The sequence below is a fragment of the Ruminococcus sp. AF31-8BH genome, from assembly GCF_003460605.1.
GTDB classification, from domain to species: domain Bacteria; phylum Bacillota; class Clostridia; order Lachnospirales; family Lachnospiraceae; genus Blautia_A; species Blautia_A acetigignens.
Map to the genome: position 1 here is coordinate 188,714 of NZ_QTVN01000004.1, position 15,064 is coordinate 203,777.

Annotated in this window: 12 protein-coding genes and 2 pseudogenes; 7 read left to right on the plus strand and 7 right to left on the minus strand. The window is 42.5% G+C overall.

Annotated features, from left to right (window positions below; translation table 11 throughout):
* The first annotated feature begins 194 nt into the window (after positions 1-194).
* The 4 genes from DWZ38_RS06870 to DWZ38_RS06885 all read left to right on the plus strand — a co-directional run bounded on the left by DWZ38_RS06870 (position 195) and on the right by DWZ38_RS06885 (position 5,601).
* Entirely contained in the window at positions 195-1,793 is a 1,599-nt protein-coding gene (locus DWZ38_RS06870; protein ID WP_117851160.1) for a carboxylesterase family protein, read from the plus strand.
* Between the two features lie 203 nt (positions 1,794-1,996).
* Positions 1,997-3,595: a carboxylesterase family protein gene (locus DWZ38_RS06875; RefSeq protein ID WP_117851163.1), complete on the plus strand. Its 1,599-nt coding sequence runs from the start codon at positions 1,997-1,999 to the stop codon at positions 3,593-3,595.
* 214 nt (positions 3,596-3,809) lie between these two features.
* Positions 3,810-4,262 (plus strand): MarR family transcriptional regulator, encoded by a 453-nt coding sequence (locus DWZ38_RS06880; protein WP_021925086.1) that lies wholly within the window; start codon positions 3,810-3,812, stop codon positions 4,260-4,262.
* Positions 4,252-5,601: an MATE family efflux transporter gene (locus tag DWZ38_RS06885; protein ID WP_117851165.1), complete on the plus strand. Its 1,350-nt coding sequence runs from the start codon at positions 4,252-4,254 to the stop codon at positions 5,599-5,601. The genes DWZ38_RS06880 and DWZ38_RS06885 overlap by 11 nt, the downstream gene beginning before the upstream one ends.
* A gap of 19 nt (positions 5,602-5,620) precedes the next feature.
* Here the strand turns inward: DWZ38_RS06885 and DWZ38_RS23380 are convergent.
* Positions 5,621-5,755 (minus strand): annotated as a pseudogene (locus DWZ38_RS23380) (DUF6783 domain-containing protein); the annotation flags it as partial.
* Between DWZ38_RS23380 and DWZ38_RS23385 the strand changes: the two are divergent.
* Positions 5,693-5,845: pseudogene (locus tag DWZ38_RS23385) on the plus strand (DUF6783 domain-containing protein). The pseudogenes DWZ38_RS23380 and DWZ38_RS23385 sit on opposite strands and share 63 nt — an antisense overlap.
* A gap of 35 nt (positions 5,846-5,880) precedes the next feature.
* Here the strand turns inward: DWZ38_RS23385 and DWZ38_RS06895 are convergent.
* Positions 5,881-7,269: a sodium:alanine symporter family protein gene (locus DWZ38_RS06895; RefSeq protein WP_117851317.1), complete on the minus strand. Its 1,389-nt coding sequence runs from the start codon at positions 7,267-7,269 to the stop codon at positions 5,881-5,883.
* Positions 7,270-7,571: 302 nt separating this feature from the next.
* Here DWZ38_RS06895 and DWZ38_RS06900 point away from each other — a divergent pair, with 302 nt between their 5' ends.
* Both DWZ38_RS06900 and DWZ38_RS06905 read left to right on the plus strand, forming a co-directional pair.
* Entirely contained in the window at positions 7,572-7,727 is a 156-nt protein-coding gene (locus DWZ38_RS06900; protein WP_021925090.1) for a rubredoxin, read from the plus strand.
* Between the two features lie 36 nt (positions 7,728-7,763).
* On the plus strand, positions 7,764-8,342 hold the full coding sequence (locus tag DWZ38_RS06905; protein ID WP_117851171.1) for a TetR/AcrR family transcriptional regulator: 579 nt from the start codon (positions 7,764-7,766) through the stop codon (positions 8,340-8,342).
* Between the two features lie 135 nt (positions 8,343-8,477).
* Here DWZ38_RS06905 and DWZ38_RS06910 read toward each other — a convergent pair whose 3' ends face one another.
* From DWZ38_RS06910 to DWZ38_RS06935, 5 genes are all read right to left on the minus strand, one after another.
* Positions 8,478-10,022, minus strand: a complete 1,545-nt coding sequence (locus DWZ38_RS06910) for an AMP-binding protein (RefSeq protein ID WP_117851173.1) — start codon at positions 10,020-10,022, stop codon at positions 8,478-8,480.
* Positions 10,023-10,034: 12 nt separating this feature from the next.
* On the minus strand, positions 10,035-10,265 hold the full coding sequence (locus tag DWZ38_RS06915) for a phosphopantetheine-binding protein (RefSeq protein ID WP_021925093.1): 231 nt from the start codon (positions 10,263-10,265) through the stop codon (positions 10,035-10,037).
* A gap of 22 nt (positions 10,266-10,287) precedes the next feature.
* Positions 10,288-11,676 carry a condensation domain-containing protein gene (locus DWZ38_RS06920; protein WP_117851175.1) on the minus strand — a complete coding sequence of 463 codons (1,389 nt, stop codon included), beginning with the start codon at positions 11,674-11,676 and terminating at the stop codon, positions 10,288-10,290.
* A 183-nt stretch (positions 11,677-11,859) separates the two neighbouring features.
* Positions 11,860-12,828: an alpha/beta hydrolase gene (locus DWZ38_RS06925; RefSeq protein WP_117851319.1), complete on the minus strand. Its 969-nt coding sequence runs from the start codon at positions 12,826-12,828 to the stop codon at positions 11,860-11,862.
* Positions 12,829-13,056: 228 nt separating this feature from the next.
* Positions 13,057-15,039, minus strand: coding sequence for an alkyl sulfatase dimerization domain-containing protein (locus tag DWZ38_RS06935; RefSeq protein WP_117851178.1), 1,983 nt, complete (start codon positions 15,037-15,039; stop codon positions 13,057-13,059).
* Positions 15,040-15,064: the final 25 nt, after the last annotated feature.

Below are 15,064 nucleotides of genomic sequence, written 5' to 3' on the forward strand. Positions count from 1 at the left end.
ACTCTCTTTTCATAAATTTTTTTATAAAAATACAATAGCCTTTCTTATAAAATATACTACAACCTATCAAATTGTTTTTCAATCAGATTTCCAAAACAATCAAAAAAATAACAGTGACTGATTCAAAAACTTATAGCACCAACAGCCCTGTTTTTTTATAATAAAGTCACTTGATTTGAAGGAGGGTTTTTAAAATGAAGAAAAAGATTATTAGTATCCTTTTAAGCAGTGCTATGATTTTCTCTATGGGAATTTCAACCGTTTCCGCTGCTGCAGCTGATGACACAGCATCCACAGAAAGTATTGTAGTCAGCAAAACAGAAGGCATTACAGACACCACATATGGAAAGGTTCGTGGTTTTATTGACAACGGAACTTATACCTTCCGTGGAATTCCTTATGCAAAAGCGGACAGATTTGAAATGCCGGAGGCTCCGGATAGCTGGGACGGCATCCGCAATTGCCTTGTCTATGGTTCAACAGCTCCTATCACAAAAATGACTGACCCGGATGGCGGAGATTTCATCATTCCTCATCGTTACTGGGCTCAGAGCGAAGATTGCCAGAATCTGAATGTCTGGACACAGGATCTGGATACCAATGCAAAGAAACCGGTTATGGTATGGTTCCATGGTGGCGGATTCACCAATGGTTCCTCTATTGAAGGCGTTGCATATGACGGAAAAAATCTCAGCGAATATGGTGACGTAGTTGTGGTAACTGTAAACCATCGTTTAAATGTACTGGGCTACATGGATCTTTCCGATTATGGTGAGGATTATAAGTATTCCGGTAACTGCGGCACAGCAGATATAGTTGCATCCTTAAAGTGGGTAAAAGAAAACATTGCTAATTTCGGCGGCGATCCTGACAACGTAACTATTTTCGGACAGTCCGGCGGCGGCTGCAAGGTTCTTAATATGTTTGCTGCCTCTGAGGCAGAAGGATTATTTGATCAGGCCATTGTACAAAGTGGTGGTGAAGGTCATATTGACCAGGATACTGCAAAAAAAGTAGCTGCAAAAACACTTGAAATTTTAGGAATTTCAGCTGACCAGATTGATCAGATAAAGGATGTTCCTTATGACACTCTTGATGCTGCTGCAACGGAAGCACAGAAACAGGTAGGCGAGGAACTTGGAACCTATGTAGGTTGGAGTCCGGTTCTTGATGAAGATTATCTTCAGACTGATTACCTTGATTGGACAAATGATGTTCCGGTTATGGTAGGTTCTGTATTTGGAGAAATGAATTGCTGGACTGCTCTGGATCCTAACGAAACCAACAAGAATTCCTGGACTGATGAGGAAGTAGACGAAAAATTAACTGAAAAATATGGTGACAAAGCGGAAGCTGTAAAAAAAGCATTCCTGAAAGCTTATCCGGAAAAGAGTGCTTGTGATGCTTATTATGTATCCAACCGTACAGGAGACTTCGACACACTGGCAAAAAGACTGGAATCCGGAGATAATAAAAACTATAATTATCTTGTATCCTATGAATCTCCGCTTGATGGTGGTGTAAACTTATGGCACTGTGGCGAGATCCCATTTGTATTCCACAATGTTGACTTAGTAGCCGGTTCCTATGGCGGAAGTCAGGACGCTTATGATCTGCAGGATGTAATGGCAAGTGCGTGGGTAAACTTTGCATGCACCGGAGATCCGAATGGCGAGAATGTACCGGAATGGAGCACTTATACAGATGACAACAAGTCTACTATGGTATTTGATACCACAAGTGGTGAAAGAATTGGCTATGACGCTGAATTACAGGAGCTGATCAGCCAGTAAGCTTATATAGGTCCTCTAAATAATCATACATATACTATAAATCCTCCTGAATGGACAGGTGCTCAAGCTCCCTGTCAGTTCAGGAGGATTTTTTAAGTCCAAATAATCAAAAAAGTAACAGTGACTGATTCAAAAACTTATAGCGCCAACAGCCCTGTTTTTTTATAATAGAACTACTTGATACGAAGGAGGAGATTTAAGAAATGAAGAAAAAAATTATAAGTATCCTTTTAAGCAGTGCTATGATTTTCTCTATGGGAATTTCAACAGTTTCCGCTGCTGCAGCTGATGATACAGCAGCCACAGAGAGCATTGTTGTGAGCAAAACAGAGAGCATTACAGATACCGCATATGGAAAGGTTCGTGGTTTTATTGATAACGGAACTTATACCTTCCGTGGAATTCCTTATGCAAAAGCTGACAGATTTGAAATGCCGGAGACTCCTGATACCTGGGACGATATCCGCAATTGTCTTGTCTATGGTTCAACAGCTCCTATCACAAAAATGACAGATCCGGATGGCGGAGATTTCCTGATTCCTCATCGTTACTGGGCACAGAGCGAAAATTGCCAGAATCTGAATGTCTGGACACAGGATCTGGATGCCAATGCAAAGAAACCGGTTATGGTATGGTTCCATGGTGGTGGCTACACAAATGGTTCTTCTATCGAGGGTATTGCATATGACGGAAAGAATCTCAGCGAATATGGTGATGTAGTTGTAGTAACTGTAAACCACCGCTTAAATGTACTTGGTTACCTGGATGTTTCCGAGTATGGTGAGGATTATCAGTATTCCGGTAACTGCGGTACAGCAGATATGATTGCATCCTTAAAGTGGGTAAAAGAAAACATCGCTAATTTCGGCGGCGATCCTGACAACGTAACTATTTTCGGACAGTCCGGCGGCGGCGGTAAGGTTATCAGCATGTTAGCTTCCCCTGAGGCAGAAGGATTATTCAATCAGGCTATTGTACAGAGTGGAAGTGAGCGTTACATTGAAAAAGATACCGCTAAAAAAATAACTGCAAAAACACTTGAGATTTTAGGAATTTCAGATAACCAGATTGAGCAGTTAAAAGAGGTTCCGTATGATACTCTTGATGCTGCTGCAACGGAAGCATTAAAACAGGTAGGTGAGGAGCTTGGAACTTCTTTAAGCTGGCGTCCGGTTCTTGATGAAGATTATATTCAGAGTAATTTCCAGGAATGGACAAACGACGTTCCGGTTATGGTAGGTTCTGTATTTGGAGAAATGAACTGCTGGACTGCTCTGGATCCAAATGAAACCAACAAAAACTCCTGGACTGATGAAGAAGTAGACGCAAAATTAACCGAAAAATATGGTGACAAAGCGGAAGCTGTAAAAGAAGCATTCCTGAAGGCTTATCCTGAAAAGAGCGCTTGTGATGCTTATTATGTAGCAGATCGTACCAAGTTCTCCAAAACCCTTACAAAGCGAGTTGAAGCTGGTGCAACTAAGAACTATGATTACGTTGTATCCTATGAATCTCCAATTGACGGTGGTGTAAACTTATGGCACTGTGGCGAGATCCCATTTGTATTCCACAATGTTGACTTAGTAGCCGGTTCCTATGGCGGAAGTCAGGACGCTTATGATCTGCAGGATGTAATGGCAAGTGCATGGGTAAACTTTGCAAGCACCGGAGATCCAAATGGCGAGAATGTACCGGAATGGAGCACTTATACAGATGACAACAAATCTACTATGGTATTTGATACCACAAGTGGAGAAAGAATTGACTATGATGCTGAATTACAGGAGCTGATCAGCCAGTAAGCTTATATAAGTCCTCTGAAAAATAATAAAGACGCTGTAAATCCTCTTGGATTGATGGGTATTCACTCCCATCATTTCAAGAGGATTTTTTAGTTTGAAAAAAGATAGAGGTATCTTGACAATTACCCTTCTCCTCATTATAATTACCAATTGTAATTACTTATGGTAATTATTTATCATGAGTCTCTACTACTTTTTAAGGAGAAGCATCTATATGGACATTGAACTGTTAAAACGAATGATGGATGCCTTTTATCAGGCGAAAAGAATCCGGGATATGCTGCCGCCACTGCCGGAGGGAGTGACCTCCTCTTACATTCAGTATCTGGATGTCATTCATTCCCTGAATTGCCGGGGGATTCAGGCGAAAGTGTCAGATATCAGCGATGCGCTGGCACTTCCAAGACCAGGTGTTACCCGAACCATCAAGGATATGGAGACCAAAGGCTATGTGAAAAAGCTTGCATCTCCTGCTGATGGCCGCGTCACCTATCTTTCCATTACAGGCAAGGGTGAAGAACTGCACCAGAAATACAATGAACAGTATTTCCATGCATTGGCTTCCTGCGTGAAAGGAATCTCTGAGGAAGATGCCCTATGTATGATCCGCACTATTGAAAAATTCTATACTATTATGTGTGAAAGGAGAATTTCCATTGACAAGTGAAAAAAACGATTTTACTAAAGGAAGCATTCTGAAAAAGCTTGCCCTATTTATGCTTCCTATTCTGGGTGCACTGGTACTGCAGGCCGCTTACGGTGCTGTAGACCTTCTGGTAGTAGGCCGCTTTGGCTCCACCTCCGGACTTTCCGCGGTTTCCACCGGAAGCCAGGTACTGAATCTGGTCACCTTTGTAGTAACGCAGTTTGCAATGGGAATTACCGTTCTCATTGCCCGTTATCTTGGCGAAAAGAAACCGGAACAGATTGGTTCTGTAATTGGAGGTGCTGCAGTTGTATTTACTGTAATTTCAGCTGCACTGTTCGTAATTATGGCAGCTTTCGCACGCCCCATTTCTGTGCTTATGCAGGCACCACAGGAGGCACTTGAGTTGACCACCAGCTATGTGCGTATTTGTGGCAGCGGCATTTTCTTCATAGTAGCCTATAACCTTCTGGCTGCTATTTTCCGTGGTCTTGGGGACAGCAAATCACCGCTTTTGTTTGTTCTGGTTGCCTGTATCATCAACATTTTTGGCGACCTGCTGCTGGTTGCAGGACTGCATATGGATGCCGCCGGTGCTGCACTTGCCACTGTTTTTGCACAAGCCATCAGCGTTGTTTGCGCCATTGTAATTTTAATCAAAAAGAAGCTTCCGTTTTCCATCACAAAAGAAGATTTTTGTTTTAACCATCAGTGCAAAAAATTTCTGGGAATCGGTCTTCCGCTGGCACTTCAGGAATTTCTTACGCAGATTTCCTTCCTGGCTCTCTGTGCATTTGTCAACAGGCTGGGACTTGAAGCTTCCTCTGGCTACGGTGTTGCCTGCAAAATTGTAAATTTTGCCATGCTTATTCCAAGTTCACTGATGCAGTCCATGGCTTCCTTTGTTTCCCAGAATATTGGTGCCGGAAAACAGAAGCGTGCAAAAAAATCCATGTTTACAGGAATTGGAGTAGGGCTTGTATTTGGATGTCTGGTTTTCATTTTGGTTATGTTTAAGGGTGATGTGCTTGCCGGTCTGTTCTCAACTGACACAGCTGTAATCCAGAAAGGCTATGATTATCTGAAGGGCTTCGCTCCTGAAACCATTTTGACTGCCATAATGTTCAGTATGGTAGGCTATTTTAATGGAAACAATCAGACACTTTGGGTGATGTTTCAGGGACTCTTCCAGACTCTTCTGGTTCGTTTGCCGATGTCCTATTATATGAGTATTCAGTCTGATGCCAGCCTGACCAAAATCGGTTTGGCTGCGCCTGCTTCTACAGCAGTTGGAATTATATTGAATACCTTGTTTTTTATCCATTTCAATAAAAAAATGAAGGCACAAAAAGCCGCATAAGATTTTCCAATATAGAATTTCATAAAACTGACAAATTCATAATATTACAAAAAAGTCTCCTAGAGCGTGTTTGAAAAAGGCTTTCTGCAAGATGTGCGTCACAATTTGTGGGAGATTTTGTCCGGATGAGGGCGCCGTAGCGGGCTACGGCAACTGAATTCGGGCAAAATCTCCCGCAAAGTGGGGCGTGCAGATTGCGGGAATGATTTTTCAAACACGCTCTAGCACCTTATTTCTGGTGTAAAGGGACTTTTTTGATAACAATATTTCTTATTTTTTTCATTTCTTTATTTCTTTCTGAAATGCTTCAATATCTTTCGCTATCTCTCCGCTGAGCAGCAGCATGCAAATCAGATTCGGAATTGCCATCAAAGCATTGGCAATATCAGAAAAGTTCCATACCAGACTCAAGGTCTGTGTACAGCCGACATATACTACCAGAGAAAATACGATTCTGTAAATCATGTTGTACTTATGTGTTCCAAATAAATATTCAAAAGCTTTTTCTCCATGATATTCCCACCCAAGAATGGTAGAAAATGCAAATAATGTAATTCCAATGGTTACCAGCCATCCTCCGGCACTTCCAAGAACAGTTTCAAATGCTGCAATAGTAACATCAGATCCTGTCAGCAGATTTCCTGCTGCATCAGTAGTGCCAAGTACTCCGGAAGAAGCAATTGCAAGACCTGTGATGGTGCATACCACAATCGTATCCCAAAATGTTCCTGTCATATTTATGTAGCCCTGGCGAACCGGGTTATCCGTAGTCGCTGCAGCAGCCGTAATTGCTGCAGAACCCATGCCGGCTTCATTCGAAAAAACTCCACGCGCAACACCGTATCGCATAGCACTCATCATAGAAGCAACAATACTGCCGCAAAGGCCACCGCCTACAGCTTTTGCGGAAAATGCCATCTTAAAGATCATAGAAAGTCCTGAAGGCAAGTTGGAAATGTTTCCAAAAATCACAATAAGTCCACAGATCACATAGAAAATTGCCATAGCCGGCACAACTACAGATGATACTTTGGATATGGATTTAATTCCACCAACAATAATTAATAATGTCAATATTGTTATAATAACCCCAGAGACCCTTACTGGAACATGAAATGTAGCATGAAGTGCACTTGCAATAGAATTTCCCTGAGTCATATTTCCGATTCCAAAGGAAGCTACAACTGCAAAAAATGCGAAAAGCCATGCCAGAATTACTCCCAAAGTCTTATTTTTCAGTCCTTTTTTCATTGTGTACATAGGACCGCCGCTCATTTCACCTTTGGCATTCACTTCGCGGTATTTAATTGCCAGCATACATTCACTAAACTTGGACGTAATGCCAAAAGCAGCTGAAATCCACATCCACACCAGAGCGCCAGGTCCTCCTGAAACCATAGCAGTGGCAACGCCAACAATATTTCCGGTTCCAATTGTAGCAGCAAGTGCAGTAGTCAGTGCAGAAAAAGGAGAGACATCTCCTTCTCCACGGCTTTTCGTACGCGCTTCCTTGCTGAGCGTGCTCTTTAGCGCATATCCAAGGTTTCTCCAGGGCAGAAATTTCGTCCGGATTGTAAGAAAAATTCCAGTTCCCACAAGAAGGATCAGCATTACCGGCCCCCACACAAAATCGTCAACTTTTGTTACAATTTCGTTTAATCTCTCCATCATATACGTCCTCCCTTTTGATATTTGCATATACGCACAGCCTTTTACGGGTTTTGCATAAATACAAAAAAGAGCCATGTTCTGAACAACATCGCTCTTCTGTGTGTATACGTATTCAATTAGTGTCAGACAAATATTTTCCCTGACATTTTTAATTGTTAACAGTATATGCTTTCTTTCCTCTATTGTCAAGATAATTTATCAAGCGAAGCCACATCCAAATATTGACAAATATTATGAAATGTTTTATAATTTCTACATAATAACAGTAATTATTATCATTTAATAAGGAGGATTTGTTTATGAAATATGTATGCGATGTTTGCGGTTGGGAATACGACGAAGAGCAGGGCTATCCAGAGGGTGGAATTGCACCTGGCACGAAATGGGAGGATGTTCCGGAAGACTTTGAATGTCCTCTGTGTTCTGTAGGAAAGGATCAGTTTTCCCAGGAATAATTTTGTTGAATAATTGAAGAGAGGGAGGGTGCGCCTATGCAGAATCCAGTTCCTGACGAAAGATATTATGTGGCCAATGAGGCTATCTTAGGTGCTTTTTTTAAACTATCACGGGAAAAAGCTCCTGATAAGATCACAGTATCTGACATCATCAAAGCTGCAGGTATCGCCAGAAGCACCTTTTATAATCATTACCAGGACATCCCCTCGCTGGTAGCTGCCGTTGAAGAGAAAACAATCTGTGATGTTTTTTCCATGATGGAAAAATTCCATCCCAAAAATGACCTGGATATCTGTCGGTCCTATTTTTTGTCAATCTGTCAGTACACCATAGAGAATCCTTTTCTTGCAAGTCTTTTGAGCACACCTCATGGCAATGACTTGTTTGAAAAAATGCTGACCATGCTCCATCACTACGTCACTGATGCCACATCCAATTCCAGCCCAAATGAACACACAAAGGAAGAAATTTCTTATGTGATCACCTGCGCGATTGGCAGCACCATTGGTGTCCTTCACAAATGGGCCAGAGATAATTTCGATCTGGAACCGGAAGCTGTCGCTGATATTTTGTCCCAGGTTTTTTTATTGGGCATGCTGCCCCTTTTGTCCTAATACGTGTTTGAACGCAGATAAGCGATGCGACTGCGTTCATGAGCAAGTAGCGAAGCGGATTGCGAATGTCTGCTTTACAAAGGCTTTCTGCAAGATGTGCATCACACTTTGTGAGCCATGCAGAAAGCCTTTTTGTTATGCAAGAGGTTCGTCAATCAGAGCATCCTGCCTCTTAATCTTTTTCGTTGTGCTGCGGATAAAGGGATTTTTTCGAACAATCAATCCTGTAATCTGGCGATAGGTCGGCTGATTTTGATTGTACTTATCCAAAAATGCCTGAAGCAGTCCTTTAACAGCCTCTGCATCTAATGCCTTTGCTTCCACCACTGCCTGCTCCGGATAAATCCGGGCTGTCAGACCATTCTTCTCACCAGTTACGATCACTTCGCCTACAAGGGGATTCAGGGCAAGTTTATTCTCAATCTCTTCCGGAGATACATTTTCACCATTTGACAAAATGATCAGATTTTTCACTCTTCCGTTTATGAACAGGTAGCCATCCTCATCCATATATCCCTTGTCTCCTGTGTGAAGCCAGCCATCCGTAAGAGTCTCCTGGGTTTCCTTCGGCATCTGATAGTAGCCCTTCATGACACTTGTTCCCCGCACCAGAATCTCCCCATTTTCAAATCTGACCTCCACGTTTTCAAGAGGCTTTCCAATAGATCCAGGCTTATTATTTTCCGGTGTATTGTTGCTGATAACAGGTGAGCATTCTGACATTCCATAGCCTTCCAGTATCTGAATACCGTACTGTGCAAAATATTCAATGTAATATGGATCCAGATGCGCCCCACCGGTAAATATGGTATGCAGCTTTCCTCCAAATACCTTCTCTGCCAAAATCTGTTTTGGAATTGCCGGGTCAGAAGCAGCCAGCCTTTTATAAATTGTCTCAATCATCATGGGTACCATGAGCATAATGTCTGGTTTAAAAATGCTCATATTTCTGACCATATGGAGCAAAGAATCATTGATACAAAGAGTTGCTCCCTGGGAAAAGCCCTTCAGCCAGTCCATAACAAGGCAAAATGCATGATGGATGGGAAGTACGCTAAGCATCACGGTTCCCGGTTCTGCTGAAATTTTTACAGCCTCAACATTAGATGCCAGATTCTTCTGAGTCAGCATAACTCCCTTACTTTTTCCGGTTGTTCCTGAAGTAAAAATAATAGTTGCAATATCCTCCGCATCCGGACAGGCAGCATCTTTGGATGCATTATTTCCTATATTCCGAAGCTCATTGATACTGTATACCTTTTCCGGTACATCCTCCACCTCTTCCTGAAGCATCCATACCTTCTGAAGCCCCGGACAATTTGCCAGAAATACTTCAAGATATGGTCTGTGCTTCGGACTTAGGAAAAGGGCTGCACAATCGGAGCGATTGATAAGATCTACCAGATCCTCGCAGGGAAGTGCTGCATCAAGCGGCACTGCTGTTGTACATCCTGTAATAATCCCAAGATAACTTTCAATCCACTCTACAGAGCTGGTGCCAATTAGTGCAATGTGTTTTCCCTCAAAGCCCTCTGCAAGAAGACCTTTTCTGACAGAAGCTGCATTTTCCATTATTTCATAATAGCTTCTCTCTGAAATTTCTTTCTTTTTAAGCCATTTTACGGCTTTGACTTCACCAAACTTTTGTACACTTTCTTCTAATATATTTCTGACCAGCATATCCATTTCCTCCTACTGAAGGTTTTCCAGCAATTGAAGTGCCTCTCCAAGGGTTACGATTTTCATTACCTCGTTTTCTTCAAGTTCAATATCAAATGTATCCTCAAGCTCACCTAAAAAAGACATAAAATCCAGAGAGCTGAATCCAAGGTCCTCACGGAACCTCATTTCATTTGTCATTTCTTCCGGTGCTACTTTGCTATACTGGGCTACAATATTTTTAAATTCCATTTCCTGACTCATTATACGTCCTCCTGGTATACTATCAAATCTGTTCCATAATTTCACCGATGCTCATATCCGGTTCTGCGATTCCTTTAAATAAAATACGCATCATATAATAATAGAGAAGTTCCATATCATGTTCTTCCAGATGTGCTGTTTGATAATGATAGGAAAAATTCATTCCACCATCCTCTGTATGAGATACGGTCAAATACATTTTCTTGGTTGCTGCACCATTTGCAAACCATTTGGCATGCTGGCGGACAGTTCCAAGCATTTCATTTTCCACTTTTACCGGCATGGGCTGATAAGTCAGATAACAGCTTTCATAGCTGGTGTGCTCTGGTGTATTGTATCTTTTTCTCATCTCTTCCATAATAAGTGCCGGATCATAATTACTGTGCATATAAATACGATTCTGCATATTCTGGATTTCATAAGCAGCAGAAAGGAAATCTGTTTCAGGCGAGATTACGGTTCTGCATGGAAACATAATCGTTCTGCTTCCGCCAGAGGTCCACTCTTCATGGGTGGAACGTCTGGATATAAAATTCTGGATCGTAATATCCTCCTGTCCGTCATTTACCTTAGACAGATAAGTACGGATGCCGAGCAGCAGAAGATTTGTCATGGAAAGCTGATGATTCATACAGAAATCAATCAGGTTCTGAGTCGCCCCTGGCTCCAGATGGTAATCCTTTACTGCCACGAATAAATTTTGCATTTCAATATCAGCGGAGCGAAGTTCCGGATTTCCATGCCTCTTTCTGGCGGCCTCCAGTACAGACGGGCCCTGAATATCGGAATACAGCGGCTCTCCCAGGGCATCCAGCTGATCGTCCCAGAATTTCTTGTCTTTTGCAAAACGCTTTTCATTGCCGGCCTTTGCCAGATCCTTCTTCAGCACTGTTTGGAAATCAGCCAATTCCTGAGGATATGCTGTTCCATATTTGTAATAGGTATACAGCTGGAACAGATCCCCGATCATTACCACCAGTCCGCAGGAGTCAATCAACCGATGATCCATATGTACAAAAAAACCATTATATCCTTCCGGCAGCTTCAGCATGGTGAACTCACACATGGGAATGTTATCACCATCAAATGTTTCATATGCCCATTGCTGCATCAGTTCATCAGCTTCTGCAAGATTTCCCATTCCGGACAAATCCTTCAGTTCAATATCACGAGGATCCTGTTTTACAATATACTGCTTCACATTTCCCTCTTGATCCGGTTTGGTGAAGCGTACTCTGGTGCAGCCTGAGCGCTCTATTTCCATCTGGATACACTTTTTCAATAGTCCAAAATCCAGTTCAGCTTGTACAGACGCCACAACACTGACACCGGACACCTGTTGTGTCCCATAATCCACAATCCAGTTGTGATGCATTTTCTGAGCAGCAGTTAAAGGATAGTACTCTCTCATTCTTAATCAAACCTCCATTGCCCCTGTTTTTTGCTCTTGATGAGAAAATAGCATATATTTCAGGGAAATACCAGTACCGCCCGGACTTAATGAACACTTTACAAAAAATTGACCGGAACTTATCAAACCTTTTACAAAAATTTGTTTGATAAGTTTCGGTCAGGAAGGAGTATTGCTGTACTGTTAATCGTATTTTTCAAAAAATTGCATCATTGTATTCTGATACAGCGCAGGGTCTGCATAGGCACTGCACAGATGCCGTGCCCCGGGAACAATAACAAGCTTCTTCGGAGCTTTACATAACATATAATTCTGAAATGAATTATGAGGATAAACGTAGGTGTCCTTTTCTCCGTGGAAAAAAAGGACCGGCCTTGTATTCTTTTTCATTGCCTCTGTAGTATCTGCATCCTTCATATGAAATCCAGCCAGTAAACTACAGAACCAGTCCATTTCCATTAAAAGCAAGGGAATGTGAGGAAGATGAAACCAGTTAGCCGCCATATCCTGCATTTGTCCTTCCATGGAATGAAAGCCGCAGTCAGCAATCAGACCTTTCACCTCCGGAGGAAGCGTATGTCCGGATGCCATCAGTACAGCTGACGCTCCCATAGACTGCCCATACAGATACACAGGGAGCTTTTCCTTGTTTCGTTCAGATACATAGATTGCCCATTGCTGAACATCCCATTGCTCCATTACTCCAAAGGTAATGTATTTCCCTTCACTGTCGCCACAGCAGCGCTGTTCCATAAACAGAAGATTGCATTGATGCTCATGGAGGTATTTTGCCATAAATGACATGGTGCCAAACCGACTGCCACGGTATCCATGGCTTAATATAACAAACCGTTTTGCATTCTCAGCCGGCAGGTAAAATCCATGCAGCTTTAATCCATCTGTACTTCTGATATAGCAGTCCTGCATCTTCTGTGCAAAGCACCATTCTTTACTCTCATTATATTCCTCTGCATACCCATTCTGAGGATGGTTTTCCCTGATGTGCGACAATTCAAACCATTTCTTTCTCTCTTTTTTCCGGGCGCCCCGTTTGCAGCAAATCATCATATTGAAAAGGCGCCAGCCTGTCTCCATAGAGCCCAAAGCAATAATAAGAAGAACAGCACATATTTTAGAAATTTTCTTTTTCATTATAGTCCTTTTTCTGTAATGGTCGGTGCAGTCCATGTCTCCAATGCATCCATATCAGGCGTATAAATACGCATATACAGGTGGAAGCCTCCGTCACCTACAGGAAGCCAATTGCTAGTATCCTCAGGTGCATCCTGCTCTGTCTTTGGATACAGCGCAACTTCAACTGTATTGGCACCAAGCCCTGCAAGAGCTACTATTCATATCCTTCTGCTTCCGACCAAAACTTTATGGTTCAATAATATTAAAATATTTATAGTCTGACGTAACCGTAACTGCATTCATCAATCGTGTCAGGCAGGTCTCATCACCCTCCTGCTGAATCAAAGCAGCAACATTCTCTGCGTTTTTCTGAACAACAGACAACAGTCCGGCACGTTTGGTAGTCCATGTTACATCTGCATCCGCATCCTGTGTATCCTTCTGATAAAGAAGTACACCATTTTTCACACGGAGTACATAATTACCTTCCGGCAATATAAGATTTGCTGTAAAGGTCAGATCTGGAATCTTCGTCGTATCTACAAGAATTCCCAGATAATCCAGAATCATATCCGGTGTCATATGTGAGAAAACATCACCGTTACCGCTGCTTCGCGTTGCATCATCGGTATTTGTACCATTTCGCAGTTCCTGTGCAGCACAAAGGTAAGCACTGCGCCATGGACCTGATTCTGCCTGATATCCCAATTGCTCCAATGCATCCGCACACAGATAACGTGCATCCGTATTTTCCGGATCAGCAAAAACCAGCGTATTGGTAATCTGGGCAACCCACTGATATTCTCCCTTTGCAAAATCTTCTTTTGCTTTTTCAAGAACCGCATCTGTATCACCGAAATATTCTACCAGCTTTTGGGCATAATCCGATGGTGTAAGTTCAGCAAGATGGACGGGATTACCGTCATACCAGCCCATATATTTCTCATATACTGCCTTCGAATTATGAGAAACTGTACCGTAATACTGACGGGTATACCAGACTTTCTCCAGTTCCTCCGGAAGCTGGATCATATTGGCAATCTCTGTTTCCGTATAACCTTCATTAATGTAGAGCAGTGTCTGGTCGTTAATAAACTTATATACAGCTGCAGTATTGGTCATATATTCCTGAATGGTATCATTTCCCCAATGTGGCCAGTTATGGGACTGGAATACCACATCTGCCTTATCACCATAGCGAGCCAGAGATTCCATGATGTACTCTGCCCATGCGTTTCCGTCACGCACCTGGGCTCCGCGGAGTGTATACAGATTATGGAGTGTTCCTGTACAGTTTTCAGCCATCCACAAAGCATTTTTCGATTCAATCCAGAAGTTCATCTCTGCCGGTGCTTCGGTACCCGGAGTAAGCTGAAATTCAATTTCCACTCCGTCAATGGTATGCTTCTCACCAGTTTGTGTGATTTCAAGTGTAGGAGAAATATAACTTGTTTTGCCCTTGGACTGTCCCATACCAATACCAATGGCAAGGGATCCTGTTTCACCACCCTCAAGCATTGTTCCATACTGGTAACTTGCTCTTCGTCCCATAGCAGTACCTGCATAAATATTCTCGCTGACAGCATGCTTCTCAAAGCCTTCCGGTGCAATTATCTGCACATTTCCGGCTTGCACCTCTTCTTCCGCAACAACTCCCTTGACTCCACCGAAATGATCAACATGGGAATGGCTGTAAATCACTGCCTTTACAGGAAAAGTGCCCAGATTCTCTTCCACCAAGGCAAGAGCCGCTTGTGCACACTCTACACTCATCAATGGATCTACTACAATCCATCCTGTATCACCTTTTATGAATGTGACATTGGACATATCATAGCCACGCACCTGATAAATTCCATCGGTTACTTCAAAAAGACCATAAATATGATTCAGCTGTGTGTTTCTCCAAAGACTGGGATTCGCTGTATCCGGAGCGTCCTGATCCAGAAAAGCATATGCCGTCTGACTCCATACAAGCTTTCCGTTCTCATCATAAATATCCAAAGTATCCGGAGAAGCGATCTGCCCCTTTGTAGCATTCTCAAACTCCGCAGTATCCTCGAAATCCAGCAACGCATAAACTTCCTGATTTGCATCAATCGTATACTGGGTGGCTGGTTTACTTTCCGCTGTTAATTCTGATGCTGCAATTGCGGTCGAGCTGCCACAAACAGTCATGGTAAATGCCAATGCAGCGGTAATCAAAGTAATTACTTTTTTTCTTTTCATGATATTTTGCCCCCTTCCTTATAAA

Coding starts and splice junctions, on each gene's coding strand:
- DWZ38_RS06870 (WP_117851160.1), top strand. CDS start 195: ATGAAGAAAAAGATTATTAGTATCCTTTTAAGCAGTGCTATGATTTTC.
- DWZ38_RS06875 (WP_117851163.1), top strand. CDS start 1,997: ATGAAGAAAAAAATTATAAGTATCCTTTTAAGCAGTGCTATGATTTTC.
- DWZ38_RS06880 (WP_021925086.1), top strand. CDS start 3,810: ATGGACATTGAACTGTTAAAACGAATGATGGATGCCTTTTATCAGGCG.
- DWZ38_RS06895 (WP_117851317.1), bottom strand. CDS start 7,269: ATGGAGAGATTAAACGAAATTGTAACAAAAGTTGACGATTTTGTGTGG.
- DWZ38_RS06900 (WP_021925090.1), top strand. CDS start 7,572: ATGAAATATGTATGCGATGTTTGCGGTTGGGAATACGACGAAGAGCAG.
- DWZ38_RS06905 (WP_117851171.1), top strand. CDS start 7,764: ATGCAGAATCCAGTTCCTGACGAAAGATATTATGTGGCCAATGAGGCT.
- DWZ38_RS06910 (WP_117851173.1), bottom strand. CDS start 10,022: ATGCTGGTCAGAAATATATTAGAAGAAAGTGTACAAAAGTTTGGTGAA.
- DWZ38_RS06915 (WP_021925093.1), bottom strand. CDS start 10,265: ATGAGTCAGGAAATGGAATTTAAAAATATTGTAGCCCAGTATAGCAAA.
- DWZ38_RS06920 (WP_117851175.1), bottom strand. CDS start 11,676: ATGAGAGAGTACTATCCTTTAACTGCTGCTCAGAAAATGCATCACAAC.
- DWZ38_RS06925 (WP_117851319.1), bottom strand. CDS start 12,828: ATGAAAAAGAAAATTTCTAAAATATGTGCTGTTCTTCTTATTATTGCT.
- DWZ38_RS06935 (WP_117851178.1), bottom strand. CDS start 15,039: ATGAAAAGAAAAAAAGTAATTACTTTGATTACCGCTGCATTGGCATTT.